The sequence below is a fragment of the Amaricoccus solimangrovi genome (assembly GCF_006385685.1).
Lineage (GTDB): Bacteria > Pseudomonadota > Alphaproteobacteria > Rhodobacterales > Rhodobacteraceae > Amaricoccus > Amaricoccus solimangrovi.
In genome coordinates, this window is record NZ_VFRP01000001.1 from 22,077 (window position 1) to 46,400 (window position 24,324).

Annotated in this window: 22 protein-coding genes and 1 riboswitch; of the genes, 6 read left to right on the forward strand and 16 right to left on the reverse strand. The window is 74.3% G+C overall.

Features of this window, described 5'->3' with window-relative positions:
- Positions 1-64 precede the first annotated feature (64 nt).
- Both FJM51_RS00095 and FJM51_RS00100 read left to right on the forward strand, forming a co-directional pair.
- The gene (locus FJM51_RS00095) at positions 65-2,986 is read left to right on the forward strand and encodes an FAD-binding and (Fe-S)-binding domain-containing protein (RefSeq protein WP_210240181.1); all 2,922 of its coding nucleotides are present in this window, start codon (positions 65-67) and stop codon (positions 2,984-2,986) included.
- Positions 2,983-3,654, forward strand: a complete 672-nt coding sequence (locus FJM51_RS00100; protein WP_140452067.1) for a GntR family transcriptional regulator — start codon at positions 2,983-2,985, stop codon at positions 3,652-3,654. Before FJM51_RS00095 ends, FJM51_RS00100 begins: the two co-directional genes overlap by 4 nt.
- On the opposite strand, the gene cobF is transcribed toward FJM51_RS00100, so the two are convergent.
- Genes cobF through cbiE form a run of 6 tightly spaced genes read right to left on the reverse strand, consistent with a single transcriptional unit; the run spans position 3,651 to position 8,837 of the window.
- A complete protein-coding gene (cobF, locus tag FJM51_RS00105; RefSeq protein WP_140452068.1) occupies positions 3,651-4,403 on the reverse strand; it encodes a precorrin-6A synthase (deacetylating) in 753 nt (250 codons plus the stop codon). The genes FJM51_RS00100 and cobF overlap by 4 nt on opposite strands.
- A complete protein-coding gene (gene cobA, locus FJM51_RS00110; RefSeq protein ID WP_140452069.1) occupies positions 4,396-5,130 on the reverse strand; it encodes a uroporphyrinogen-III C-methyltransferase in 735 nt (244 codons plus the stop codon). The genes cobF and cobA overlap by 8 nt, the downstream gene beginning before the upstream one ends.
- Positions 5,127-6,437 (reverse strand): cobyrinic acid a,c-diamide synthase CobB, encoded by a 1,311-nt coding sequence (locus FJM51_RS00115; RefSeq protein WP_140452070.1) that lies wholly within the window; start codon positions 6,435-6,437, stop codon positions 5,127-5,129. Before FJM51_RS00115 ends, cobA begins: the two co-directional genes overlap by 4 nt.
- A complete protein-coding gene (gene cobM / locus FJM51_RS00120) occupies positions 6,434-7,216 on the reverse strand; it encodes a precorrin-4 C(11)-methyltransferase (protein ID WP_140452071.1) in 783 nt (260 codons plus the stop codon). Before cobM ends, FJM51_RS00115 begins: the two co-directional genes overlap by 4 nt.
- Positions 7,213-7,584 (reverse strand): cobalamin biosynthesis protein, encoded by a 372-nt coding sequence (locus FJM51_RS00125; protein ID WP_140452072.1) that lies wholly within the window; start codon positions 7,582-7,584, stop codon positions 7,213-7,215. Before FJM51_RS00125 ends, cobM begins: the two co-directional genes overlap by 4 nt.
- On the reverse strand, positions 7,581-8,837 hold the full coding sequence (gene cbiE / locus FJM51_RS00130; RefSeq protein WP_140452073.1) for a precorrin-6y C5,15-methyltransferase (decarboxylating) subunit CbiE: 1,257 nt from the start codon (positions 8,835-8,837) through the stop codon (positions 7,581-7,583). The genes FJM51_RS00125 and cbiE overlap by 4 nt, the downstream gene beginning before the upstream one ends.
- Between cbiE and FJM51_RS00135 the strand changes: the two genes are divergently transcribed.
- Entirely contained in the window at positions 8,836-9,594 is a 759-nt protein-coding gene (locus FJM51_RS00135; RefSeq protein WP_140452074.1) for a cobalt-precorrin-6A reductase, read from the forward strand. The genes cbiE and FJM51_RS00135 overlap by 2 nt on opposite strands.
- Here FJM51_RS00135 and cobJ read toward each other — a convergent pair.
- The 7 genes from cobJ to FJM51_RS00170 are packed head-to-tail and all read right to left on the reverse strand — an operon-like array spanning position 9,570 to position 17,549.
- Entirely contained in the window at positions 9,570-10,304 is a 735-nt protein-coding gene (gene cobJ / locus FJM51_RS00140) for a precorrin-3B C(17)-methyltransferase (RefSeq protein ID WP_140452075.1), read from the reverse strand. The two genes, FJM51_RS00135 and cobJ, sit on opposite strands and share 25 nt — an antisense overlap.
- The gene (locus tag FJM51_RS00145) at positions 10,301-11,062 is read right to left on the reverse strand and encodes a precorrin-2 C(20)-methyltransferase (protein ID WP_140452076.1); all 762 of its coding nucleotides are present in this window, start codon (positions 11,060-11,062) and stop codon (positions 10,301-10,303) included. Before FJM51_RS00145 ends, cobJ begins: the two co-directional genes overlap by 4 nt.
- Positions 11,063-11,064: 2 nt before the next feature.
- On the reverse strand, positions 11,065-11,694 hold the full coding sequence (locus tag FJM51_RS00150) for a precorrin-8X methylmutase (RefSeq protein WP_140452077.1): 630 nt from the start codon (positions 11,692-11,694) through the stop codon (positions 11,065-11,067).
- Positions 11,694-12,842 carry a precorrin-3B synthase gene (gene cobG, locus FJM51_RS00155; protein ID WP_140452078.1) on the reverse strand — a complete coding sequence of 383 codons (1,149 nt, stop codon included), beginning with the start codon at positions 12,840-12,842 and terminating at the stop codon, positions 11,694-11,696. The genes FJM51_RS00150 and cobG overlap by 1 nt, the downstream gene beginning before the upstream one ends.
- Entirely contained in the window at positions 12,839-16,084 is a 3,246-nt protein-coding gene (gene cobN, locus FJM51_RS00160) for a cobaltochelatase subunit CobN (RefSeq protein WP_140452079.1), read from the reverse strand. The genes cobG and cobN overlap by 4 nt, the downstream gene beginning before the upstream one ends.
- Positions 16,085-16,091: 7 nt before the next feature.
- On the reverse strand, positions 16,092-17,135 hold the full coding sequence (cobW, locus tag FJM51_RS00165) for a cobalamin biosynthesis protein CobW (protein WP_140452080.1): 1,044 nt from the start codon (positions 17,133-17,135) through the stop codon (positions 16,092-16,094).
- A 12-nt stretch (positions 17,136-17,147) separates the two neighbouring features.
- Complete coding sequence (locus FJM51_RS00170; protein WP_140452081.1) at positions 17,148-17,549, reverse strand: DUF1636 family protein; 402 nt, start codon at positions 17,547-17,549, stop codon at positions 17,148-17,150.
- Between the two features lie 83 nt (positions 17,550-17,632).
- A riboswitch (cobalamin riboswitch) is annotated at positions 17,633-17,848 on the reverse strand.
- Positions 17,849-17,886: 38 nt separating this feature from the next.
- Here FJM51_RS00170 and cobO point away from each other — a divergent pair.
- The 3 genes from cobO (at position 17,887) to FJM51_RS00185 (ending at position 20,762) form a co-directional block, all read left to right on the forward strand.
- A complete protein-coding gene (gene cobO, locus FJM51_RS00175) occupies positions 17,887-18,510 on the forward strand; it encodes a cob(I)yrinic acid a,c-diamide adenosyltransferase (RefSeq protein ID WP_140452082.1) in 624 nt (207 codons plus the stop codon).
- Positions 18,511-18,607: 97 nt separating this feature from the next.
- Positions 18,608-20,059: a cobyric acid synthase gene (locus FJM51_RS00180; protein ID WP_140452083.1), complete on the forward strand. Its 1,452-nt coding sequence runs from the start codon at positions 18,608-18,610 to the stop codon at positions 20,057-20,059.
- A 223-nt stretch (positions 20,060-20,282) separates the two neighbouring features.
- Positions 20,283-20,762, forward strand: coding sequence for a hypothetical protein (locus tag FJM51_RS00185; protein ID WP_140452084.1), 480 nt, complete (start codon positions 20,283-20,285; stop codon positions 20,760-20,762).
- A 33-nt stretch (positions 20,763-20,795) separates the two neighbouring features.
- Here the strand turns inward: FJM51_RS00185 and cobD are convergent, their stop codons facing one another.
- From cobD to FJM51_RS00200, 3 genes are all read right to left on the reverse strand, one after another.
- Positions 20,796-21,773, reverse strand: a complete 978-nt coding sequence (cobD, locus tag FJM51_RS00190) for a threonine-phosphate decarboxylase CobD (RefSeq protein ID WP_140452085.1) — start codon at positions 21,771-21,773, stop codon at positions 20,796-20,798.
- 818 nt (positions 21,774-22,591) lie between these two features.
- Positions 22,592-22,903 carry a YecR family lipoprotein gene (gene yecR, locus FJM51_RS00195; protein WP_140452086.1) on the reverse strand — a complete coding sequence of 104 codons (312 nt, stop codon included), beginning with the start codon at positions 22,901-22,903 and terminating at the stop codon, positions 22,592-22,594.
- 110 nt (positions 22,904-23,013) lie between these two features.
- Positions 23,014-24,255 (reverse strand): AGE family epimerase/isomerase, encoded by a 1,242-nt coding sequence (locus FJM51_RS00200; RefSeq protein WP_140452087.1) that lies wholly within the window; start codon positions 24,253-24,255, stop codon positions 23,014-23,016.
- Positions 24,256-24,324: the final 69 nt, after the last annotated feature.

A 24,324-nucleotide genomic window follows, 5' to 3' on the forward strand; every position in this document is an offset into this window, starting at 1 on the left:
AATTTTGAATTATGAATTACAAATGCACGACCAAAGTCAAGCCGAGTCGGGGCAGGGGGGCGACATGCTGGAAGAGGCGCTCAGGCGGGAATTCAGCGGGGAGGTGTTTTTCGACCGCTTCACGCGGGGGCGCTATTCGACCGACGCCTCCTTCTACCAGATCACCCCGATGGCCGTGGCGTTGCCCCGCTCGCTCGAGGACGTGCGCGCGGCGCTCGGCGCGGCGCGGGCGGCGGGCGTGCCGGTCACCGGGCGCGGCGGCGGCACCTCGCAATGCGGGCAGACGATCAACAGCGGGCTGATCCTCGACAATTCCCGCCATTTCAACCGGATCCTCGAACTCGACGTCGCGAACCGCCGCTGCGTGGTGGAGCCCGGCATCGTGCTCGACGAGCTCAACCGCGCGCTCAAGCCTCACGGGCTGTGGTTCCCGGTCGATGTCTCCACCGCCTCGCGCGCGACGATCGGCGGCATGGCGGCGAACAATTCCTGCGGCGGGCGGTCGCTGCGCTACGGCACGATGCGCGACAACGTGCTCTCGATCGAGGCGGTGATGCATGACGGAAGCCTCGCGCGCTTCGGCCCGACCGCGCGCGACGCGGCCCGGCCGAACGATCCCGCGGGCGCGGCCGCGGCGCGGATGCTGGCGCTCGGCGCGGACCATGCCGATCTGATCGACGCGCGGTTTCCGAAGCTCACGCGCCGGGTGGGCGGCTACAATCTCGACGCGCTGGTGCCGAACGGCCATCCGGTCAACCTCTCGCACCTGCTGGTCGGCTCCGAGGGGACGCTCGCCTATTTCACGAAGATCGAGCTCCGGCTCTGGCCGCTCGTCGGCGAGCGCGTGCTCGGGGTCTGCCATTTCCCGAGCTTCTACCAGGCGATGGCGGCGACCCAGCACCTCGTCCCGCTCGGGCCGCTCTCGGTCGAGCTGGTCGACGACACGATGATCGGCCTGTCGCGGCAGATCCCGATGTTCCGCCGGACCATCGCCGAATTCGTGAAGGGCGCGCCCGCGGCGCTGCTCCTCGTCGAATTCGACGAGGGCGATCCGGAGGCCAACGCGGGCAGGCTCGCCGCGCTCGAGGCGCGGATGGCGGAACTCGGCTTCTCCTTCTCGGGGCAGGGGAAGGACTGGGGCGGGGTGGTGCCGATCACCGACCAGCGCCTTCAGGGCCAGATCGGTGAATTGCGCAAGTCCGGCCTCAACATCATGATGTCGATGAAGGAGGCGGGAAAGCCGGTCTCCTTCGTCGAGGATTGCGCGGTGCGGCTCGAGGATCTGGCGGATTACACCGCCGGCCTCACCGAGATCTTCGCGAAACACGGCACGCGCGGCACCTGGTACGCCCATGCCTCGGTCGGCTGCCTCCACGTGCGCCCGGTCCTGAACCTCAAGCTCGAGGAGGACACAAGGCGGATGCGCGCGATCGCGGAGGAGGCCTTCGAGCTTGTCGCGCGCTACAAGGGCTCGCATTCGGGCGAGCACGGCGACGGGATCGTGCGCTCGGAATTCCACGAGCGGATGTTCGGGCCCGAGGTGACCGCGCTCTTCCGCGAGGTGAAGACGACCTTCGACCCCGACCGGCGCTTCAACCCGGGAAAGATCGTCGACGCGCCGCGCATGGATGACCGGACGCTGTTCCGCTACCCGCCCGGCTACGACGTGAAGCCGCTGAGAACCGCCTTCGACTGGTCCGCCTATACCGGCGCGGGCGGCGGTTTCCAGGGCGCGGTCGAGATGTGCAACAACAACGGCGCCTGCCGCAAGCTCGCGGGCGGGACGATGTGCCCCTCCTACCGCGCGACCCGGAACGAGCGCGACGTGACGCGCGGGCGCGCCAACACGCTCCGCCTCGCGATCTCCGGCCAGCTCGGCCCCGACGCCTTCACCTCGCACGAGATGATGGAGACGATGAAGCTCTGCGTCTCCTGCAAGGGCTGCAAGCGGGAATGCCCGACCGGCGTCGACATGGCGCGGATGAAGATCGAGGTCATGGCCGCCCGCGCCGCGAAGCACGGGCTCTCGCTCCGCGACCGGCTCGTGGGCTACCTGCCGCGCTACGCGCCCTGGGCCGCGCGGGCGCCGTGGCTCCTGAACGCGCGCGACCGGCTGCCGGGCCTGGCGCGGGCGAGCGAGGCGCTGACCGGCTTCTCCGCGAAGCGCCCGCTGCCGCGCTGGGCGGCGAAGCCGTTCCGCGACGACGAGGCCGGGCCGGCCGAGGGCGCGGAGGTCGTGCTCCTCGCCGACACGTTCAACCGCCATTTCGAGCCGGAGAACCTGCGCGCCGCGACCCGCGTGCTCGGCGCCGGGGGCAAGGCGGTCACCGTCGCGCGCGCCCCGGACGGCCGCCCGCTCTGCTGCGGGCGCACCTTCCTCTCCGTCGGACTCGTCGATCAGGCGAAGGCCGAGGCGGAGCGGCTGGTCGCGGCGCTCCTGCCCCATGTCGAGGCGGGCCGCGCGATCGTCGGGCTGGAGCCCTCCTGCCTGCTGACGCTGCGCGACGAGATCCCCGCGCTCCTGCCCGGGCGCGAGACCGCGGCGCTCGCGGAGAAGGCGGCGATGTTCGAGGAATACATCGCCGCGCAGGCCGAGGCCGGGGCGATGCCGCTCCCGCTCCGCGCGCCGGGCCGGCGGGTGCTGCTGCACGGCCATTGCCACCAGAAGGCGATGAATGTCATTCCCGCGATCCGGAAGACATTGGCGCTTCTGCCGGAAACGGATATTGAGATGGTGGAGACGAGTTGCTGCGGCATGGCCGGATCTTTCGGATACGGCCGAGAGACGGAGGAGGTGTCCCGCGCGATGGGGGAGATCAGCCTGTTCCCGGCCGTTCGCGCGGAGGCGTCCGACACGATCGTGGTCGCCGACGGCACGTCCTGCCGCCACCAGATCGCCGACGGGACCGCGCGGGAGGCGATCCACGTCGCCCGGCTGCTCGACATGGCGCTCGACGCGGCGCACGAGGGAGAGGCGCGCGGATGAACCTGCTGAACCAGCCGCCGCTCAGGCGCAAGTCGCTGCACGAGGAACTCGCGGACAATCTGCGCGACCTCATCATCAGCGGGGAACTCGCCCCCGGAACCAAGGTGCCCGAGAAGGAGCTCTGCGCGGTCTTCAACGTCTCGCGGACGCCGCTGCGCGAGGCGCTGAAGGTGCTCGGCGCCGACGGGCTCGTGGTGCTGGAGCCGAACCGGGGCGCCTGGATCAGCCGGATCACGGTCGAGGATCTCGAGGAGGTCTTTCCGGTCATGGGCGCGCTCGAGGCTCTCTCGGGCGAACTCGCCTGCGCGCATATCACCGACGCGGAGATCGCCGCGGTCCGGGCGCTGCACGACAGGATGCGCGCCGAATACGAGGCGCGCCATCTCGACGGCTATTTCGCGCTCAACCAGGAGATCCACGAGGCGATCCTCAGGGCCGCGCGCAACAACACGCTCGTCAACCAGTACCGGATGCTCGCGAGCCGGGTGCGCCGGGCGCGCTACGTCGCGAACATGACGGCGGAGCGCTGGGAGCAGGCGATGGCGGAGCACGAGGAGATCATCCGCTGCCTCGAGGCGCGCGACGGCGCCGCGCTGGCGGCGATCCTGCGCGATCACCTGCGCAACAAGCTCGAGACCGTGCGGGACTGGATCCTCCGGAACGGCTAGGCGTCGCGGTCGGCGCCCCGGCGCAGGATGTAGGTGTCCATGATCCAGCCGTGCCGCGCGCGGGCCTCGGCGCGGAGGGCGACGATCTCGGGCCCCGCGGTCGCGAGCGGCCCGGCGCGCAGGATCTGCTCCGGCATGCCGAGGAAGGCGCCCCACCAGATCGAGACGTCCGCGGGGTCGAGCCCCTGGAAGACGCAATCGCCGTCGAGCATGACCACGACCGTGTCGGGTGCGTCCGCCGGCCAGCCTTCGTCGCGGAGCCGTCGGCCGGTCGTCACCAGCACCGGCGCGCCGACGGCGTTGAGCGGGATCGCATGCCCCGCGGTCAGAAGCTGCGGCGCGGTCAGGCCCGGAACCACGGTGACGCGGAACCCGCCGGCCAGCCGCGCGATGCGCGGCGTCGAGTCGTAGAGCGAGGGATCGCCCCAGACGAGCAGCGCGATCCGGCGCGCCTCCGGATGGGGAAGGAGCGCCGCCTGCCAGGCCGCCGCGATCTCGGCGTGCCAGGCATCGACGCCGGCGCGATAGTCGGGCCGCGCGGCGTCGCGCCTCGGCAGGTCGAATTCCGCCGTGGCGATGCCGGGGGCGTGCGCGTCGCGGATCGCGCGGCGCAGCCCTGCGAGGTCGGCCTTCTCCGCGCCCTTGCGCGGGATCAGGACCAGATCGGCCTCACGCAGGCGCCGCACCGCGGCGAGGGTCAGGTGTTCCGGATCGCCGGAGCCGATGCCGATCAGGAAGAGATCACGCATCCTCGCCCTCCGCGAGCGGCCCGTAGAGAATCAGCGTCGGCGGCGTCGGTCCTTCGGGCGGCGCCGCGAAGGCGGCCGCGAGCGCGGCGACCGTGCTGCGCGACAGGCGCTGCTCGGGCGTCGAGACCGCCTCGGCCAGCAGCGCGGGCGTGTCGGCGGGAAGCCCCGCCGCGAGCAGCCGCGCCGCCAGCGCGGCGAAGGTGCGCCGGCCCATGTGCAGCACGGTGGTCGCGGCGGGATCGGCGAGGGCGGCGAGGTCGAGATCCTCCGGCAGCCCGCCCTTCGCGTCGTGGCCGGTCACGAACTGCACCCGCCGCGCGGTGAGCCGACGGGTGAGCGGGATGCCGGCGGCGGCCGCCGCCGCGCAGGCGGAGGGAACGCCGGGCACGATCTCGTAGGCGATGCCGGCGGCGCGGAGCGCGGTCAGTTCCTCCTCGAGCCGGCCGAAGATGCCGGAATCGCCCGATTTCAGCCGCACGACGCGCGCCCCGCTCCGGGCGTAGTCGACGAGCAGCCGGCTCACGTGATCCTGTTTCGGCGAGGGCCGCCCGGCGCGCTTGCCGACGCCGACGAGATCGGCCTCGGGCCGCGCATGGGCGAGGATCGGGCCGGAGGAGAGGTCGTCGAAGAGGACGGCGTCCGCCGCGCCGAGCCGCTTCACGGCCCGCAGCGTCAGCAGCTCCGGATCGCCCGGACCTGAGGAGACGAAGGAAACGAAGCCGCTCACGCGCCGGCCTCCGCGATGAGATGGAAGAAGGTGCCCGTGGCACGGCCCCGCGCCGAGCCGGTTTCGGGAACGTCGGCGCCGCTCGCGTCCGTCACGCGCGCGAGCGGCGCGTCGGGCTGTTCGATCACGCTGGCGTAGTGAAATTCGTGCCCGCGCAGCCGGGCGCCGCCTCGGTGGCCGGGGATCGCTTCCCGCAGCGTCGCGAGCCGGTAGCCGAGATGCATCCGCCGCTTCGCGAAGGAGGTGACGAGGCCGAGCAGCCCCGCCATCGCGTGGCTCCGCCCCTCGGCGTCGATGAGCGCCGCGCCCATCGCCATGTAGCCGCCGCATTCGCCGTGCACCGCCCGGGTCTCCGCGAAGCGGCGCAGCCCCGCGCGGAACCGCCCGGCGGCGGCGAGGGCGCCGGCGTGAAGCTCGGGATAGCCGCCGGGGAGCCAGCAGGCATCGGCCGTCTCCGGCGGCGCCTCGTCCGCGAGCGGCGAGAAGGGCAGGATCTCGGCCCCCGCCGCGCGCCAGCCCTCCACGAGATGCGGATAGGCGAAGCTGAAGGCCGCGTCCCGCGCGAGCGCGACGCGCTGGCCGGGCGGTGGCGTCGCGGGGGCCTCCGCGGGCGCGGGGGGGTCCACGCGGGCCGCGGCGCGGATCGCGGCGAGATCGGCGTGGGCTTCGAGGAAATCGGCCAGCGCGTCGAGCCGCGCGTCGAGATCCGCCGTCTCGCCCGCCTGCACGAGGCCGAGGTGACGCTCGGGCAGCGCGAGGCTCGGCCTGCGCGGCAGCGCGCCGAGCACGGGGAGCCCCGCGGCCGCCATACCCGCGCGGGTCAGCGCCTCGTGCCGGAGGCTCGCCACCTTGTTGAGGATCACGCCCGCGAGGCGGATCCGGGGGTCGAGGCGCGCGAAGCCGAGCGCGGTGGCCGCGGCCGACTGCGCCTGCCCCGAGACGTCGAGCACGAGGATCACCGGCCAGCCGAAGAGCGCCGCGACATCGGCCGAGGCGCCGGTTCCCGTCTCGCCCGGCGCCGCCACCCCGTCGAAGAGGCCCATCGAGCCCTCCGCCAGCACCAGATCCGCCGCCTCGCCCGCCCGGGCGAGCCAGGCGAGGCGCGTGCGCGACATCGCCCAGCTGTCGAGATTGACCGAGACGCGGCCGGTCGCGGCGGCGTGAAAGGCCGGGTCGATATAGTCGGGGCCGCTCTTGAACGGCTGGACGCCGAGCCCGCCCCGCGTCAGCGCCCGGGCGAGGCCGAGCGCGACGGTGGTCTTGCCGCTGCCCGAGGCGGGGGCGGCGATCAGCAGGCCCGGGGTCATTCGCCCTCCGGGAAGCGCGGATGGGTGCCCGAGGGCCGGAAGCGGCGGTCGTAGCCCTGCGAATAGAGCGCGCTTTCCCCGAAATCCTCCGCGCCGAGCGCGGAACCGACCAAGATGAGCGCGGTGCGTTCGAGCCCGCCCGCGGCCGCCGCGTTGAGTGTCGCGAGCGTGGCGCGCACCACGCGCTCGTCGGGCCAGGAGGCGCGCCAGACCACCGCGGCGGGGCAGTCGGGGCCGTAATGGGGCGCGAGTTCCGCGACCACCCGCGGCAGGACATGGATCGAGAGGTGAATGGCGAGCGTCGCGCCGGTCGCGGCGAAATTCGCCAGCGTCTCGCGCTCGGGCATGGCCGAGGCCCGGCCCGAGGTGCGGGTCAGCACGAGCGATTGCGCGACGCCGGGCAGCGTCAGTTCGGCCCCGAGCGCGGCGGCGGCGGCGGCGAAGGCGGGGACCCCCGGCGTCACGTCGAAGGGAATGCCGAGCGCGCGGAGGCGGCGGATCTGCTCGCCCATCGCCGACCAGACCGAGAGGTCGCCCGAATGCAGCCGCGCGACGTCCTGGCCCGCGGCATGGGCGGCGGCGATCTCGGCCATGATCTGGTCGAGGTCGAGCCGCGCCGTGTTCACGATCCGCGCGCCGGGCGGGCAGTGGCCGAGCACCGCCTCGGGCACCAGCGACCCGGCATAGAGGCAGACCGGGCAGGCGGCGATCAGGTCGCGGCCCCGGAGCGTCAGAAGGTCGGGCGCGCCGGGGCCGGCGCCGATGAAATGCACGGTCATGGGGACTCCGTCAGTTCCGCGATCGCCGCCGTGGCCATCCCGTCCGGCGCCACGGAGCGCGCCGCGAGGAGCCGCGCGCCCGGGCCGAGCGCGGCGAGCGCCGCGGCCTCGGCGAGGCTTCCGGCGCCGTGCAGCGCCGCGACGCGGGGCGAGGCGGTGAGGGTGGGCTGCGCCGCGAGCGCCGCCGGGGCGACGGCGCGGACCGGCAGGCCAAGCTCCGCCGCGACGGCGCGAAGCACGGGCGCCTCCGCCTTGGCGGCGGCGGTGGCGAGCGCCGCGAGGCCGTCGCTCCCGCCCGCGGCCCGGATCGCGGCGCGGAGCGAGGCCGGAGTGGCGCCGGCGCGAAAGCCGAGACCGGCGACCCTCATCGGATCACGCTCCATTGCGTCACCGGCCGCGCGGCCTGCCACGCCCGCAAGCTTCCGAGCGGTTCGGCGCGGGAGAGCTCGATCCGGATGAGCTCGCCGCCGCGGCGGGCGGCGAGCGTGGTGAGCAGCGCCTCGGTCTCCAGCGTCACCGCGTTCGCGACGAGGCGCGTGCCCTCGGGCAGGATCTCCCAGAGCCGGGCGAAGAGCTCCTCGGACCCGCCGCCGCCGACGAAGACCGCCTCCGGCCCGGCGAGCCCGTCGAGGCACTCGGGCGCGCGGCCCTCCACCAGCCTCAGCCGCGGGGAGAGCCCGAAGGCGCGGGCATTGGCGGCGATGTTCGCGCCCCGGTCCGCGCGGGGCTCGACGGCGGTCGCGCTCGCGCCCGGGGCGGCGAGCAGCCATTCGACGGAGACCGATCCCGATCCCGCGCCGATGTCCCAGAGATGCTCGCCCGGCCGGGGCGCGAGCGCGGCGAGGGTGAGCGCGCGGACCGGGGATTTCGTGATCTGGCCGTCGCTCGCGAAACGGCTCTCCGCGAGGCCCGGCGTCCGGGGCAGGCCAAAGCCGCGCGGCGCGTCGGAGAGGTCGATCGCGACGGCGACCGGGGTGGCGATCCCGTCGAGGTCGAAGGCCGCGGCGCGCGCGCGGCGGATCCGCTCGCGCGGGCCGCCCAGGGCCTCCAGCACCGCGAGCCGGGCCATGCCGAGACCCTGCTCCGTGAGCCACCCGGCGAGCGCCGCCGCCGCCGCGCTGTCGCGGAGCGTGCAGAGGAGGCGGGCGCCGCGCGCGAGATGGGGGCGCAACGTCTCGACCGGGGCCGCGTGCAGCGCGAGGCAGGTCACGCGTTCGAGCGGCCAGCCGAGCCGGGCGGCGGCGAGGGAGAAGCAGGAGGGCGCGGGCGCCGCGCGCCATTCGCCGGGCGCGAGCCGGGCGGCGAGCACCGCCCCGGCGCCATGCCAGAACGGATCGCCCGAGACGAGCGCGGCCACCGCGCGCCCGCGTTCCGCCACCAGCGGTTCGACCGAGAAGGGCACGGGCCATGGCCGGGCGCGGTCGGCGCCGATGCCCGCGAGCGCGAGATGGCGCGGGGCGCCGAAGACGAACTCCGCCCGGTCGAGCGCGTCGCGGCTTGCCTCCGAGAGCCCGGCGAGGCCATCCTCGCCGAGGCCGATGATCGTCAGCCAGGGCGCGGCGGAAGCGGAGGGGGATATGGGGACGAGAGTGGGCGAGACGCCCGGGCGCGTGTCAGACATGCCCGCGCCCCCCGGCCGCGTGCTCCTGCTCGGCGGCACCACCGAGGCGAACGCGCTCGCGGAGCGTCTCGCGGCGCGCGGCGTGGGCGCGGTCTATTCCTACGCGGGCCGGGTCGCCGCGCCCCGGGCGCGGCCGCTGCCGGTCCGGGTCGGCGGCTTCGGCGGCGTGCCGGGGCTCCGCGCCTGGCTCCGCGCCGAGCGGATCGGGGCGGTGGTCGATGCCACCCATCCCTTCGCCGCGGGGATGAGCGCCAACGCCGTCGCCGCCTGCGCCGCCGAGGGCGTGCCGCTGCTCGCCTTCGAGCGCCCGGCCTGGCGGGCGGGGCCGGGCGACCGCTGGACGCAGGTCCGCGATCTCGCCGCCGCCGCCGCCGCCCTCCCGCGGGAGCCGGAGGTGGTCTTTCTCGCCATCGGCAGGCAGGGGCTCGCCCCCTTCGCCGCCCGGCCGGAGCATCGCTACCTGCTCAGACTCGTCGATCCGGTCGAGGCGCCCCCGCTGCCGGGCGCCGAGGTGGTGGTGGCGCGCGGTCCCTTCACGGCCGCGGGCGACCGGGCGCTCCTCGCGGCGCATCGCGTGGCCCGCGTGGTCGCGAAGAATTCCGGCGGCGTGGGCGCCGAGGCGAAGCTCGCCGCGGCGCGCGACCTCGGCCTGCCCGTGATCATGATCGACCGGCCCGCGCTTCCGGAGCGCCCGGTCGCGGGCAGCGCCGAGGCGGTGATGGACTGGCTCGCTCACGAGGCGCGCCTCGGGCTGTAGACATGGGGGCCGACGCGGCGCGTCGCCGAATTGCCGACGAGGACGACGGTCCGCATGTCCGCCATCTCCGGCGCGGCCTCGCCGAGCGTCACCGTCTCGATCCGCTCCTCGGGCGTCGTCACCGCGCGGGCGAAGGTGACGAGCCGCTCGGGCCCGCAGGTTTCGCGCAGCAGGCCGAGCGCGCGCGCGAAGCCCTCCGGGCGCGCGGCGGAGCGCGGATTGTAGAGTGCGATGGCGAAATCCGCCTCCGCCGCGGCGCGGAGGCGCCGCTCGATCAGCGCCCAGGGCTTGAGATTGTCCGAGAGGTTGATCGCGCAGAAATCATGCCCGAGCGGCGCGCCCGCCCGCGCCGCGGCGGCGAGCATCGCGGTGATGCCCGGCAGCACGCGGATCGGCACGGCGGCGAATTCGGGCGCGGCCTCCAGCGCCTCGAAGACGGCGGAGGCCATCGCGAAGACGCCGGGATCGCCGGAGGAGACCACGACGACGCGGCCGCCCTTCGCCGCGAGATCGAGCGCGAGCCGCGCGCGGTCGAGTTCCACGCGGTTGTCGGAGGCGTGCCGGGTCAGCCCCGGGCGCTCCGGCACGCGCGCGACATAGGGGAAATAGCCGACGACATCGGTGGCCTCGGCCAGCGCCTCGGCCACCTCGGGCGTGACGAGATCCTCCGCCCCCGGCCCGAGCCCGGCGATGGCGAGCGCGCCGGTCAAGAGGCCACCGCCGCGACCGCCGCGCGCGGCGCGCCCGGGCGGCGGCCCTGGCCGTGGACGAGGACGATCGCGAAATACGGGCAGTCGGCCGGATCGACCTCCGAAAGCCGCGCCACCCGCTCGCCCGGCATCGTGCCGCGCTCGACCAGCCAGGCGTCGCCGAGCCGCCCGACGGCGGCGAGCGCGCGGGTGAGCTTGCCGAGGTTGCGGCCGATCTTCATGAAGACGAGCGCGTCGGCCGAGGCCGCGCGGGCGACGAGTTCCGCCTCCGGCAGCGTCGCGGGCAGCACGCTGAGCGCGTCGTCGCCCCAGGTGATCGGCACGCCGGTCGCGGTCCAGCAGCCCGACATGCCGGTGATGCCGGGCACCACCTCGACCGCGACGCGGCCGCCGAGGCGCCAGTGCAGGTGCATGAAGGAGCCGTAGAAGAACGGATCGCCCTCGCAGAGCACGATGACATCCTCGCCTCCGGCCGCGATCGCCGCGAGCCGGTCCGCCTCGGCGTCGTAGAAACGGGCGAGCAGGCCGTCGTATTCCTCGGTCGCGAAGCCGATCTCGGTCGTGACCGGATATTCCATCGCGATCTCGCGCGCGCCCTCGCGCAGCATCCCCTCGACGATCCGCCGCGCCTGTCCCGGCCGCCCCGCCTTGCGGAAATGGGCGATCACGCGCGCGGCCCGGATCAGCCGGTCGGCGCGCACGCTCATGAGCTCCGGATCGCCGGGGCCGAGGCCGACGCAGATCACCTTGCCCGTCATGCTCACTCCTTCTCGCTCGCGAGCGCGTTGACCGCCGCCACCGTGATCGCCGAGCCACCGAGCCGTCCCTCGACGATCAGCGCGGGCGCGGGCGGGGCGGCGAGGAGCGCGGCCTTCGATTCCGCCGCGCCGACGAAGCCGACCGGGCAGCCGATGATCGCCGCCGGCCGGGGGCAGGCGGGATCCTCGAGCATGTTCAGGAGGTGGAAGAGCGCGGTCGGCGCGTTGCCGATCGCGACGAGCGCGCCGCCGAGCCGGGGGCGCAGGATCTCGAAGGCGGCGGCCGAGCGGGTATTGCCCAGCTCGCGCGCGAGATCCGGCACGCGCGGGTCGCGGAGCGCGCAGATCACCTCGTTGCCGCGGGGAAGGCGGGGCCGGGTGATCCCCTCGGAGACCATGTAGGCGTCGCAGAGGATCGGCGCGCCGGCGGCGAGCGCCGCCTTCGCCGCCTCGGCCATGCCGGGCGTGAAGCGCACGTGCTCCTCGAGCCCGACCATTCCCGCGGCGTGGATCATCCGCACGACGACCTTCTCCTCGGCGGGCGGGAAGCGGGCGAGATCGGCCTCGGCGCGGATCGTCGCGAAGGAGCGGGCGTAGATCGCGGCGCCGTCGGTTTCGTAGAGATGCGGCATCAGGGCGTCTCGAAAAGGCCGGCCGGATCGGCGGCGATGGCTTCGGCGGCGCGCGCGGGGTCCGTGGCCCGCCCGGCGGCGGTGCCGTTCCGGACGGGCGCGAAGCCTCCCGCGGTCGCGACGAGGGTTAATGGCGCGGCCTTCGGATGCGCGCAACCCTTGGCGCAGCCGGAGACATGGAGAAAGCCGCCCGGGGGGACCAGCGGGGCGAGCGCGCGGGCGAGCGGCCGGGTCTCGGCGAGGCCCTGGGGGCAGCCGGGCGCGCCGACGCAGGCGGCGACGCGGCGCAGCGGGTCGTCGGGATCGGTGACGAGGCCGGGGATGGCGGGGACCGCCGCGAGGTCCGTGGCGAGCAGCATCCGCCAGGGCGTGAGCCGCAGTTCCGCGCCGGTCTCCGCGAGGGCGGCGAGCGCGCCGGCGTCGAGCGCGCCGAAGGCGAAGCCGAGGAGCATCCCCGCGGGATGCCGCCCGGGAGCCGGCGGCGGGAGCGGGGTGGCGGGGGCGCTCCGCGCCGCGCCAGGCGGGTTCGCGCCGCGCGCGACATGGGCCGCCATCCGGCCCCTACCTCCCGGCGCGCCGCCGGAGGCGAGGAACCAGCGCGCGAGCGCGACCGCGCGGCCGGGCGCCTCGGCCTCCGTGACCGGCGTACCCAAGGCCATGCCGTCGGCGCGCAGGATCAGCGCGCCCCCCGCGTCGCGCTCGAGGCGGATGTCCGCCGGGGTGTCGGCCAGCACCGGCCGCGGGCCGCCGTCGACGGCGAAGCCGAATTTGGAAGGCAGCGCCGGGCCATCGGCGAGCGCGGCTTCGAGCGCCGCCGCCAGCGCGTCCCCGGCGGGCGTGGCGAAGGGCGTGAGCAGCACGCTCCGCCGCGCCTCCGCCTCCGCCGTCGCATCGACGAGGCCGAGCGCGCGGAGGCCTTCGATCAGCGCGGGATGGGCGGCGGGGGTGACGCCCCGGATCTGGAGGTTCGCCCGGGCGGAGAGGTCGAGCATCCCGTTCCCATGCGCTTGCGCGAGCCGGGCCACGCCCCCGGCCTGCGCGGGCGAGAGCCGGCCGAGCGGCGGGCGGAGCCGGACGATCCAGCCGTCGCCCGAGTCCATCGGGCGGAGCGCGCCGGGGCACCACCCGCGCACCAAGGGCGCGCTCACCCGCGCTCCTCCAGCCCCGCGGCGATCGAATTGCGCCGCGTGATCCAGAGCCCGGCCTCCCGCAGCCGCCGGAAACGGTCGCGGAGCGCGGCGAGCGCGCCGGGGTTCTCGCGCGCCATGAAAGCGACGATCTCCGGCCGTCCGAGCGTCGCGTCGTGATAGAGGTCGAAGAGATGGCCCGGCACCACGCCCGCGAGATGGGCGAAGGCCGCGAGATGGTCGAGCGTCGCCGCGATCTCCGCGCCGCCCCGGAAGCCGTGCCGGGCCATCCCGTCCGCCCAGTCCGGATTGGCGGCGCGGGCGCGCACGACGCGCGCGATCTCCTCCCCGAGCGCGCGGGCGCGCGGCGCCTTGGGGTTCGTCGCGTCGAGATGGTAGAGCGCGGGCATCGGCCCGCCCAGCGCGGCGGCGGCCGCGGCGAAGCCCGCCTCGTGCGCGGCGTAGTCGGCGGCGAGCAGCAGGTCGGTCTCCGGCAGGTCCTGCGCGTGAACGAAGGCCTCCGCCGCGCCGACGCGCGCCTCCAGCGCCGCGCGGGCGGGCGTGGCGGCGCCCGAGGCGTCGAGGGCGAAGGCCGAGGCCGAGAGCCACGCCTCGCCCGCCGCCGCGCGGCCTTCCGCGGTATAGTCCTCGAGCGCCCCGCCCATGCCGAGCCCGTAGGCGCCGGGCCGGGGTCCGAACACGCGCGGACCGGCGGCGCGGTAGGGGTTTTCCTCCGGCGCTTCGTCACGTTCGGTCAGCGCGGCGGCGGCTTGGTCGAACATCTGGGTGAGGCCGGGAAAGACGTCGCGGAACAGGCCCGAGACGCGCAGCGTCACGTCGATCCGGGGCCGGCCGAGCAGCGCCAAGGGCAGGATCTCGAAGCCCGAGACCCGCTGCGACTCCGCGTCCCAGCGCGGCGCGAGGCCGGCGAGATGCAGCGCCATCGCGAATTCCTCGCCCGCCGTGCGCATCGTGGCCGAGCCCCAGAGGTCGAGCACGAGGGCGCGCGGCCAGTCGCCGTGGTCCTGCAGGTGGCGCCGCAGCAGTTCCTCCGCGAGCTTCACGCCTTGCGCGTGCGCGGCGCGCGACGGGACCGCGCGCGGATCGGTCGTGTAGAGGTTGCGCCCCGTCGGCAGCACATCCGCCCGCCCGCGCCAGGGAGAGCCGGAGGGGCCGCCCGGCACGAAACGCCCGGCGAGCGCGGCGAGAAGGCCCGCGCGCTCGCCCGCGCCGCTCTCGCCCCGGCCGTAGACGTGGAGCCCGTCGCCGAACTGGCTCTCCTTCAGGTCGCAGACGAAACGGTCGATACGCGGGATCGCCTCGGCGGGGGACGCATCGGGGGGCAGACCGATGTCCTCCGCCACGCCGCGCGCGGCCGCCTCGGCGCGGATGTCGGCGATCAGCCGGTCGCGCCGCGCCGGGTCGAGCCCGTCCGCCGTCGCATATTCGTCCAGCATCGCCTCGAGCGGCAGCAGGTCCGGCGGCGGCGCCGAGGCGGTGAGCGGCGGCGGCGCGTGGCCGAGTGTCACCGCGCCGATCCGCCGCTTCGCCTGCGCCGCCTCGCCGGGGTCGTTGACGATGAAGGGGTAGATCACCGGCGTCGCGCCGGTCAGCGCCTCGGGCCAGCACGCGGCGGAAAGCGCGACCGACTTGCCCGGCAGCCATTCGAGCGTGCCATGCGCGCCGAGATGGATCAGCGCGTGGATGCCTTGCGCCCGAAGCCAGAGGTAGAAGGCGACGTAGCCGTGGCGGGGCACGCGCGAGAGGTCGTGGTAGTCGTCGGCGCGGGTCGCGGGCGCGCCCCGCTCGGGCTGGAGCGCGACGAGCACGTTCCCGCGCCGGGTCGCGGCGAAGCGGAAGGCGCCGTCGCGCGCGGCGGGATCCTCCGCCGGATCGCCCCAGGCGGCGGCGAGATCGGCGCGGAGCGTCTCGGGCAGGGCGGCGAGCGCGGCCGCGTAATCCGCCAGCGGCCAGGACAGGGTCTCGTCCCCGAGCGCCGCGGCGAGCGGCGCGCCCGCCCCGGTCGCGTAGCCCTCCGCCGCGAGATCGGCGAGAATGGCCTCGGTCGAGGCGAACGTGTCGAGCCCGACCGCGTGCGCCATCTGGTCCGCCCGGCCCGGATAGGTCGAGAGCACCAGCGCCAGCCGCCGCTCCGCCGCCGGGGCCGCGCCGAGCCGGTGCCAGGCCGCCACCCGGTCCGTGACCGCCCCGATCCGTTCCGGCTCGGCGCGATGGGCGAAGCGGGAGAACTGGAGCGCCGGATCCGCCTTCGTCGGCGCCTTGAAGCTCGCCACGCCCGCGAAGATCCGGCCGTCCACCTCGGGCAGCACCACATGCATCGCGAGATCGGCGGCCGGGAGGCCGCGCGCCGAGTCCGCCCAGTCCCCGCGCCGCGCGGTCGAGAGCGCGACCTGGAACACCGGGCAGCCCGCCGCGTCGAGCGGCGAGGCGCCATCCGCGTTCTTCGCGGAGAAGGCGGTGGCATTGACGATCGCGGCCCAGGGTCCGGTTGCGAGATGCCCGCGCAGCCATTCCGCCGATGCCGGCGCCTTCAGCGAGGTGGCGAAGGCGCCATGCGCGTCGAAGCCCCGCGCCCGCAGCGCGGCGATGAGCGCGTCCACCGGCCCCGTATCGGCGGCGGTGAGATAGGCGCGGTAGAAGGTGACGAGCGCGCGCGGGCCGCGCGCGGCGGGCAGTTCCGCCAGCACGCCCCGCTCGGGATCGTAGAAGCCGTGCTCCGGCACCGCCTTCGCGCCGGGGACGGGTCCGGCGTAGAGCCCGGCGGCGAGCGCGAGCTGCGCGAGCGCCGCCTGCGCCGCCACCGCGCCCCCCTGGTCGCAGAGGTGGCCAAGCCGGCGCAGCGTCGAGACGGGCAGCGTCGAGACCGCGTCGAGCCGCGCATCCTCGCGCCCGTCCGCCGGCAGCACCGCGAGCGCGATCCCCTCGCGCCGCGCCAGGTCCTGGATCGAGGCGATCCCGTAGGGCCAGTAGGCCTCGCCGCCGATCAGCCGGATCAGGATGCCCTTCGCCCCCGAAAGCGTGCGCTCGACATAGGTGTCGACCGAGAGCGGATGGGCGAGCGCCACGAGATTGGCGAGGCGAAGCGAGGGCAGGCCGCCCGCCGCCCGGTGCCAGCCGGAAGCGAAGGCGCCGAGGTCGCTGTCCGAGAAGGAGAGCACCACGAGATCGGCCGGATCCTGGCCGAGATCGGTCGGGACGGCGGTCTCCTCGAGCCCGCGGCTTTCGCGGAAGACGACATGCATGGCGGGATCAGGCCCCCGTTGTCTCCGCTTCCGCGCCGGAGAGCAGAATCGCGCGGATCGCGTCGGCGTCGATATCGTCGCGTTCCGCGATCACCACAAGGGCGGAGGCGCGCGGCCCGGCGCCCCAAGGCCGGTCGTACTGCGTCCGCACCCGCTCGCCCACCGCCTGCACCAGCAGCCGCATCGGCTTGCCCGCGACGGCGACATGGCCCTTGACGCGCAGCGCCCGGCGCTCGCGCGCGAGCCGGGCGACGGCGGCCGCGACCGCCTCCGGCGTCGCGACCTCGGGCATCTCGACGACGATGGAGTCGAAATCGTCGTGCTCGTGCTCCTCCTCGCCGTCGTGATGGGAGGGGCGCGACGCGAGATCCGCCTCCGCCGCCGCGTCGAGGCCGAGGATCACGCGGGGGTCGATCACGCCCTCGCTGACGGTCAGGATCGGCAGGGGCCGGGGCAGTTCCGCCTCGATCGCGGCCTTCGCCGCCGCGACGCCCTCCGGCCCCGCGAGATCGGCCTTCGAGAGCAGCACCACGTCGGCGCAGGCGAGCTGGTCCTCGAATACCTCCGAGAGCGGCGTCTCGTGCTCCGGCGCGTCCTGGGGCAGGGTCGTGTCGGGGGCGAAATGCCCGGCCGCCACGGCTTCCGCGTCCGCGACCGTCACCACCCCGTCGACGGTGATGCGCGAGCGGATCGCGGGCCAGTCGAAGGCCTTCAGGAGCGGCTTCGGCAGCGCGAGGCCGGAGGTCTCGATCACGATGTGATCCGGCCGCTCCGGCAGCGCGAGCAGGCTTTCCATCGTCGGGATGAACTCGTCCGCGACCGCGCAGCAGATGCAGCCGTTCGCCAGCTCGACGATGTTCGCCTCCGGACAGTTCGCATCCGCGCAGTCGCGCAGCAGCGCGCCGTCGATGCCGACCGCGCCGAATTCGTTCACCAGCACCGCGAGCCGCCGGCCGCCCGGATTGGCCATCAGGTGCCGGATCAGCGTCGTCTTGCCCGCCCCGAGGAAGCCGGTGACGATGGTGACGGGGATCTTCGCGAGGTCGGTCATGCGGGGTCCGTTTCAGAGAGGGGGGACGCGGGCGATGGCATTGCGCCGTAAGACGAGCGGCCGCTCGCGCCAGGGGATGAGACCGTCCGGCGTCGCCGCGTAGGCCGCGGCGCCGGCGAGGATGTCCGGGGCGTCCCGGGCGGGATCGAGGTTGCCGTAGACGTAGGTCCATCGGCCGGGGGCGCTCAGCGCCACGGCGCAGCCGTTGGAACAGGCGGAGAGGCATTCGACGGCGCGGATCCGCACGCCCTCCGGCGCCGGCCCCCCGCTCAGCGCGTCGAGCATCGCCGCGCCGGGGCGGCGGTCGCCCGGCGGCGCGTCGGCGCGGCGGCAGGTCACGCAGACGCTGAGCGTCGCGAGATCGCCCTCCGCCTCCGCGCCCGTCTCCACCAGCGTTCCGTCTCTTCCGTCCATCGCCTCGCCTCGTGTCGGGGGATGGGCGCCAGCGGGGCGCGCGCGGGAGGCGGCGCCCGAGCCGGTCGCGGATCACCCCGTCCGCCCGTCGTTTCGCGCTGGCAGGTCTCCCGGCTCGCGGATCCCGGGCGTCACGCCCATCGAGCGCCGCCCTTCCCAGCCCCCTCGAAGCGATCGGGGCCAGTGGATCGGCGCTCTCTCCGGTCACGGTCGCGGGGGCGGCTGGCCTCGGGGGCGGGGCCCCTAGCGCATTCCCTCTTCGCCTGTCATAGACAGGAACCAGTGCCGGCCCACCTGAGGCGAGGCGTCCCCCCTTGTCAAGCGAGGAGCGCGCGCGATGAGCGAGACCGAGGACATCGAGGAAGCGGCCCGCCACGCCGCGAAGATGGCGCGGATCAAGGCGGCGCGTGACCGGATGATGGCGACGAAGGAGGGCGAGAAGGGCCTTGTCATCGTCCATACCGGCGCGGGCAAGGGCAAGAGCTCCTCGGGCTTCGGCATGATCCTGCGCTGCGTCGCGCATGGGATGCCCTGCGCGGTGGTGCAGTTCATCAAGGGCGCCTGGGACACCGGGGAGCGGCGGCTGCTCACCACGCATTTCGGCGGGCTCTGCCAGTTCCACGCGATGGGCGAGGGCTTCACCTGGGAGACGCAGGACAAGGCCCGCGACATCGCCGCCGCCCGCGCCGGGTGGGAGAAGGCGAAGGAGCTGATCCGCGATCCGGCGATCCGGATGGTGCTGCTCGACGAGATCAACATCGCGCTCCGCTACGGCTATCTCGATCTCGCCGAGGTGCTCGGCTTCCTCGCGGCGGAGAAGCCGCCGATGACCCATGTGGTGCTGACCGGCCGCAACGCCGCGCCGGAACTGATCGAGGCGGCGGATCTCGTCACCGAGATGACGCTGGTGAAGCACCCGTTCCGGGGCGGGATCCGGGCGCAGCCGGGGGTGGAGTTCTAGGCCCCGTAGGGCGGACATTTGTCCGCCTTCGCTTCACTCCGCCTTCGCCTCACTCCGCCGTCGCTTCGACGACCCCGCCAACCCATCCGGAGCCCAGATGCCCGCTCTCATGATCCAGGGAACCGGCTCCAACGTCGGAAAGTCGCTCCTCGTCGCCGGCCTCTGCCGCGCCGCCCGCGCGCGCGGCCTCTCCGTCGCGCCGTTCAAGCCGCAGAACATGTCGAACAACGCGGCGGTGACGGCCGACGGTGGCGAGATCGGCCGGGCGCAGGCGCTGCAGGCGCTGGCCTGCGGCCTCGCCCCCGTGACCGACATGAACCCGGTGCTGCTGAAACCGGAGACCGACACCGGCGCGCAGGTCGTCGTCCAGGGCCGCCGGGTCGCGACCTGCCGCGCCCGCGACTACGCGGCGATGAAGCCCGGCCTCATGGCCCCGGTGCTCGAAAGCTTCCGGAGGCTCGCGGCGACGCACGACCTCGTGGTGGTCGAGGGCGCGGGCAGTCCGGCGGAGGTGAACCTCCGCGCGGGCGACATCGCCAACATGGGCTTCGCAGCGGCCGCCGGCGTGCCGGTCGTACTCGCGGGCGACATCGACCGGGGTGGGGTGATCGCGCAGATCGTGGGCACCAAGGCGGTGCTCGACCCGGCGGATGCCGCGCGGATCGAGGGTTTCATCATCAACCGCTTCCGGGGCGATCCCTCCCTCTTCGACGACGGCTACCGGATGATCGCCGAGCGTACCGGCTGGCGCGGCTTCGGCGTGCTGCCGTTCCTTCCGGAGGCGGCGCGGCTGCCGGCGGAGGACGCGCTCGACCTGCCCTCCGCCGCCAGGGCGGGGGCGGGCACGCGCATCGTCTGCCTCGCCTTGTCGCGCATTGCCAATTTCGACGATCTCGATCCGCTCGCGGCCGAGCCCGGCCTCGCCGTCGGCATGGTCCGGCCCGGGGAGGCGATCCCGGGCGACGCCGCGGTGGTGATCGTGCCGGGCACGAAATCGACCCGGGGCGATCTCGCCTTCCTCCGCGCCCAGGGCTGGGACATCGACCTGATCGCGCATCACCGGCGGGGCGGGCATGTGCTCGGCATCTGCGGCGGCTACCAGATGCTCGGACGCTCCGTCGCGGATCCCGAGGGGATCGAGGGGCCGCCGGGCGAGACGCCGGGGCTCGGACTGCTCGACGTGACCACGGTGATGCGGGGCGACAAGACCCTGCGCGAGGTGCGCGGTCGCCATGTCGCGACCGGCCAGCCGATCCGGGGCTACGAGATCCACATCGGCCGGAGCGAAGGGCCGGACCGCGCCCGCCCCTTCGCCCTGGTCGAGGGGGAGGGGCCGGAGGGCGCGCGCGCGCCCGACGGGCGGGTCGCGGGCAGCTATCTTCACGGCATGTTCGCCGGCGACGCCTTCCGCGCCGCCTGGCTCGCCCGGCTCGGCGCCCCGGCCGCCTGCGACGACCACGGCGCCGGCGTCGAACGCGCGCTCGACGCGCTCGCCGCGCATATGGAGCGGCACCTCGATGTCGAGGGGCTGCTGGCACTGGCGAAATGAGAGGCGGTCGAAGGAGATACAGCCTGAAGTTGAGAAAAGCCTGGCGATCCCGCCCCTGATTCGGTCCCGGAAAGACGTCGGTCTGGGGCTTTTTGTGTCAACAATGTCACGATTTGGCCATTTATTAACCTTCGAACGGGCGCCCTCTCGCCTTCGGAGCGATTTTATTGCAATGTGAATTTGGGGGACGCGATTCGCGTCAGCGTTGTGTGGGGTTGTTTAGATGAAGCGGCTTGTGCTGCTGGCATTGCTTGCCAGCGCGTCGGCGAGTTATGCCGGTACGGTGACGTCACTTTCGGATTTCACGCCTGATCTTTCGGCGGTGCGCAATATCAGGCGCGATGGTCCCTATGCCAGCGAATGGAGTCTGCCGGCGGCGCTGGGCAATCTCGCCGATCACGAGGGCCGGAGCGCCGGCAGCTTCGACGATGGCGGCCGGGGGATGCTGAAGTTCGCGGTGAAGGCCGGGGCCGACGGCAAGGCGACCATCGCCTTCCAGGACGTGGGCGACACGAAGTACTTCAAGAGCTTCAAGGTCAACGGCCACAAGATCGACATTCCCGAACCGCGCAAGAACGGCTCGATCCTGCGGGTTCTGGTCGATCTCGGGAGCGCGGGCTGGCACAAGGTCGTCGCGGTGACCGAACTCAAGGGCACGCGCCCCGGGCGCCAGGACGGCTTCTCGGTCTGCCGCCGCCACTGAGCGCGGCGGCACCCGTCGTCGGCGCGCGGGCGCTCAGCCGGCCAGGGCTAGGCAAAGCCGGTCCCATTCCGGCTCGCTGCCCGGCAGGCCCAGCCTGATCCAGGACGCCGACCACGGAAAGACGCGGGACCAGATACGGTGCGCGGCGAGCCTGTCGCGCGCCGCTTCCGCCCCCGGCGTGCCATAGAGCCGGAACAGCGCCGTGCCGCCGGCCGGCGACCAGCCAGCCGACGCGGCGAGCGCGTCGATGCGCGGAACCTCCGCGGCGAGGCGCGCGCGCGTCGCCTCCGCCCAGGCATCGTCGGCGAGCGCCGCCCGGCCGATCGCGATCGCGGGGCCGGACACGGGCCAGGGCCCGGCCATCGCGCGGAGCGCGGCGATCTCGGCCGGCGCGCCGGTGACGAAGCCGAGCCGCAGGCCGGCGAGACCGTGGAACTTGCCGAAGGACCGCAGCGTGAGGATGTTCGGCGGCCGCGCCCCGGGCAGAAGCGACAGCTCCGGGCAGACGTCGGCGAAGCTCTCGTCCACCACCAGCCGGCCGACCCGGCCGGCGAGCCGCCGGAGCGCCTCGGGCGCGTGCCGCCTTCCGTCGGGATTGTTGGGATTGGCGAGAAAGGCCAGTTCGGCGCCTTCGAGCGCGTCGATGGAGGCGACCTCCGCGACCGTCCAGCCGGCGGCGGCGAGCGCGCCGGCATATTCGTTGTAGGTCGGCGCGAGCACGCGCGCCGCGCCCGGCGCGCCGAGCCGCGGGATCGCCTGGATCGCCGCCTGCGCGCCGGCGAGGGCGAGGGTCTCGCTTCCGTCCCGCTCCGCCACGCGCCAGGCCCGCCGCGCCTCCCGTTCGAGCTCCGCGATCTCGGCCCGCGTCGGCAGCGCCCGCAGGGCGGCCGCGGACGGGGGCGGGGCCGGATAGGGGCGGCGGTTGATGCCGGTCGAAAGGTCGATCCAGGCTTCCGCCGGCCCGCCATGGCGCCGGATCGCCTGATCGAGATCGCCGCCGTGATCGCGCATGTCCCACCTCCCGAACTCCGCGCGGTGCCTTAGCAGATGCGCGCCCGGCGATGAAGGCGGTCCGCGACGCCGTCCCCGCGCCCGCGCTTCATGCCCGGCTCGGGGCAAGGTCTGGCATCGCCTCCGCTTCCCCCCCACGGAGCGGGTTGCCGCCGCGCGGGGTAGCGGCCTTGCCCGGGCCAGGGAGAAGATCGCGCTCGCCAACCTCGCCTGCGACATGCGCCGCCTGCTCTCGCAGGAGCCGCCTCGGCCGGAGCGGCCTCGCAGCCTACCCGGGGGATACGGTCCCCAGCGGGGCCGGGGCCCGGAAGCCTCGCGGGCCGCTTCCGGGGCCGCGTCGCGCTGCTCGCGCCTCGGATCGCACCGGCAAAAAGAGGAACCCGCGGGTCCACAGCCTTGCAGGGCAGGGAGCACCGCCCCCGGATCGAGATCGGCGCGTGCGGCGCGACCCGGAGCGAGTGGGCCGGAAGCGCGGCGGGAAAGCAGCGAAGGGTTCGGCGCGGCATCGACCCGGGCGCGAGCCTCCCCGCGGGGAGGCCGCGTGCGATGCCGCGGAGCCTCTGGTCAGGAGGCGGGACGCGGACTGAAGAGAGCGCGGCCTTCCCTTTGGTCATGGCCGGCGCCCGACGCGGATCCGTCGCGTCGGCGGGAGGCGACGGAAGAGCCGCCGCCGTCCGCGTGAGGCGACGGAAGGGACGGGAGCGCCACGGCGGCCGGGCGCCCCGGCCGGAGCGCCCGGCCGACTTTCCGGCCCGGCCTGGCCGCGGCGGAAATGGAGGCGCTCCGTCCCAGGCCCGAAGGCCGGGCGCGGCGGGGGGTCACTCGCCGCAGGAATAGAACCGCGTCCGTGTCGCGCGCAGGCAGCGGCCGCCCCGGTCGTAGAGTTCGCAGGAGGTCTGCTCGCCCGCGAAACGCGCGGGCGGGGCGCGGCCGTCGGCGCGGCACTGGTTGTCGGCGGTCGCGAGCGCCGCGCGCCAGTCGGGTTCGACCGGATCGAACAGGGTGCGTGTCGAGGCCAGCGTGACGATGCCGTCGGCGGGATTGCCGCCGCTGACCCGGGGCGTCACGACCGGGGCGGGCGCGGCGCAGCCCGCGAGCAGGGTGAGGCAGGCAACCGTGCTGGCGCGCATTCCGTTCGTCCCCTTCGGCAACTCCCGTCCCCGAGACTGCCGGGAGCGGGACCTCCGATCAAGACGAGCGTTGACAAAGGGTTAACGCGGGCCGCTCCCCGCCTCCGCGATCACCCGCGATCACCCGCGATCACCCGCGAGAGGCTCGCCGTCGCCGGGTAGAGCGGGATGAGGCAGGCCTGGAGCGCGTGGTAGATGTCGCCTTTGCCCGGGAAGAGCGTGAAGGCCGGCGTCAGATCCTCGGCGCATTCCTCCTGCCAGCCGCCGTGCGCGCGGTCGAGGAAGGCGCGGTCGACCACGCCCCAGAGGCGGCGGTAGTCCGCTTCCCAGCCGCCGGGCACATGCGCGTTCAGGAAATGCGCGGCGCCGATCCCCTCGCAATGCGGCCACCAGAGCTTCATCCGCTTCGCCGGGCGGTCCTCCCAGTCGAGCGTGTAGAAAAGCCCGCCATGCGCCGGATCCCAGGCGAGCGTCATCGCCCGCTCGAAAAGCGCGGCGGCGGCGGGCGGCATCCAGTCGTGGCGCCTGTCCCCGAGGCACCAGAGCTGGAGGATCAGCCGCGCCCATTCGAGCGCGTGGCCCGGCGTCGTTCCGGAGGGGCGGAACATCTCGTTGCCCCGGTAATCCCGGTCCACCTCCCAGTCCTCGGAGAAATGCTCGGGCACGCGCCAGCCCGCCTCCCGCGCGGCGCGATGGATGATCCGCTCCGCGATGCTTTCGGCGCGGTCGAGATAGACCGTCTCGCCGGTCGCCTCGAAGGCGGCCATCAGCGCCTCGGTCAGGTGCATGTTGGAATTCTGCCCGCGATAGCCCGGAACCGGCGTCCAGTCGGCCGCGAATTCCTCGGCGATCGCGCCATGCTCCGGTTCCCAGAAGCGCCGGTCGAGGATTTCCGACACGTCGTCGAGCATCGGCCGCGCCAGCGGGTGCCCGACGCAAAACGCCGAGGCGGCGGCGAGCAGGACGAAGGCGTGGCCGTAGCCCTGTTTCGTCGCATCCGCGGCCCCGGTCTCGCCGACGGACCAGAAATAACCGCCATGCGCCGGGTCGCGATGCCGCTCCCAGAGGAAGCGCGTCGCGTGATCGACCATCTCCGGCGCGCCGGGCCGGCCGAGCAGCGTTCCGATCGCGAAGCAGTGCGCCATCCGCGCGGTCAGATGGATCGGGCGCACGAGATCCGGGCCGGTCTTCGGCGCGCCCGTCCGGTCGAGTTCGAAGAAGCCGCCGCGCGGGTCGCGGGTCCGGCTTCCGAAGAGATCGAACAGCGTGTCGGCCCGCGCCGCGAGCCAGGCGCGGTGGGCGGGCCGCGTGCTCCAGGGTCCGAGCGCGGCGTCGGGGCAGGGGGCGGACATGGCGGAACCTCCGGAGTCGTGGCGGGAAAGGCGCGCCTGTCCTGCCACGGATCCGCCCCGCTGGCGAGC

Excerpts from the sequence above, each read along its gene's own strand:
- FJM51_RS00095 (WP_210240181.1), top strand. The coding sequence starts at position 65 with ATGCTGGAAGAGGCGCTCAGGCGGGAATTCAGCGGGGAGGTGTTTTTC.
- FJM51_RS00100 (WP_140452067.1), top strand. The coding sequence starts at position 2,983 with ATGAACCTGCTGAACCAGCCGCCGCTCAGGCGCAAGTCGCTGCACGAG.
- cobF (WP_140452068.1), bottom strand. The coding sequence starts at position 4,403 with ATGCGTGATCTCTTCCTGATCGGCATCGGCTCCGGCGATCCGGAACAC.
- FJM51_RS00115 (WP_140452070.1), bottom strand. The coding sequence starts at position 6,437 with ATGACCCCGGGCCTGCTGATCGCCGCCCCCGCCTCGGGCAGCGGCAAG.
- cobM (WP_140452071.1), bottom strand. The coding sequence starts at position 7,216 with ATGACCGTGCATTTCATCGGCGCCGGCCCCGGCGCGCCCGACCTTCTG.
- FJM51_RS00125 (WP_140452072.1), bottom strand. The coding sequence starts at position 7,584 with ATGAGGGTCGCCGGTCTCGGCTTTCGCGCCGGCGCCACTCCGGCCTCG.
- FJM51_RS00135 (WP_140452074.1), top strand. The coding sequence starts at position 8,836 with ATGCCCGCGCCCCCCGGCCGCGTGCTCCTGCTCGGCGGCACCACCGAG.
- cbiE (WP_140452073.1), bottom strand. The coding sequence starts at position 8,837 with ATGTCTGACACGCGCCCGGGCGTCTCGCCCACTCTCGTCCCCATATCC.
- FJM51_RS00145 (WP_140452076.1), bottom strand. The coding sequence starts at position 11,062 with ATGACGGGCAAGGTGATCTGCGTCGGCCTCGGCCCCGGCGATCCGGAG.
- FJM51_RS00150 (WP_140452077.1), bottom strand. The coding sequence starts at position 11,694 with ATGCCGCATCTCTACGAAACCGACGGCGCCGCGATCTACGCCCGCTCC.
- cobN (WP_140452079.1), bottom strand. The coding sequence starts at position 16,084 with ATGCATGTCGTCTTCCGCGAAAGCCGCGGGCTCGAGGAGACCGCCGTC.
- cobW (WP_140452080.1), bottom strand. The coding sequence starts at position 17,135 with ATGACCGACCTCGCGAAGATCCCCGTCACCATCGTCACCGGCTTCCTC.
- FJM51_RS00170 (WP_140452081.1), bottom strand. The coding sequence starts at position 17,549 with ATGGACGGAAGAGACGGAACGCTGGTGGAGACGGGCGCGGAGGCGGAG.
- cobO (WP_140452082.1), top strand. The coding sequence starts at position 17,887 with ATGAGCGAGACCGAGGACATCGAGGAAGCGGCCCGCCACGCCGCGAAG.
- FJM51_RS00180 (WP_140452083.1), top strand. The coding sequence starts at position 18,608 with ATGCCCGCTCTCATGATCCAGGGAACCGGCTCCAACGTCGGAAAGTCG.
- FJM51_RS00185 (WP_140452084.1), top strand. The coding sequence starts at position 20,283 with ATGAAGCGGCTTGTGCTGCTGGCATTGCTTGCCAGCGCGTCGGCGAGT.
- cobD (WP_140452085.1), bottom strand. The coding sequence starts at position 21,773 with ATGCGCGATCACGGCGGCGATCTCGATCAGGCGATCCGGCGCCATGGC.
- yecR (WP_140452086.1), bottom strand. The coding sequence starts at position 22,903 with ATGCGCGCCAGCACGGTTGCCTGCCTCACCCTGCTCGCGGGCTGCGCC.
- FJM51_RS00200 (WP_140452087.1), bottom strand. The coding sequence starts at position 24,255 with ATGTCCGCCCCCTGCCCCGACGCCGCGCTCGGACCCTGGAGCACGCGG.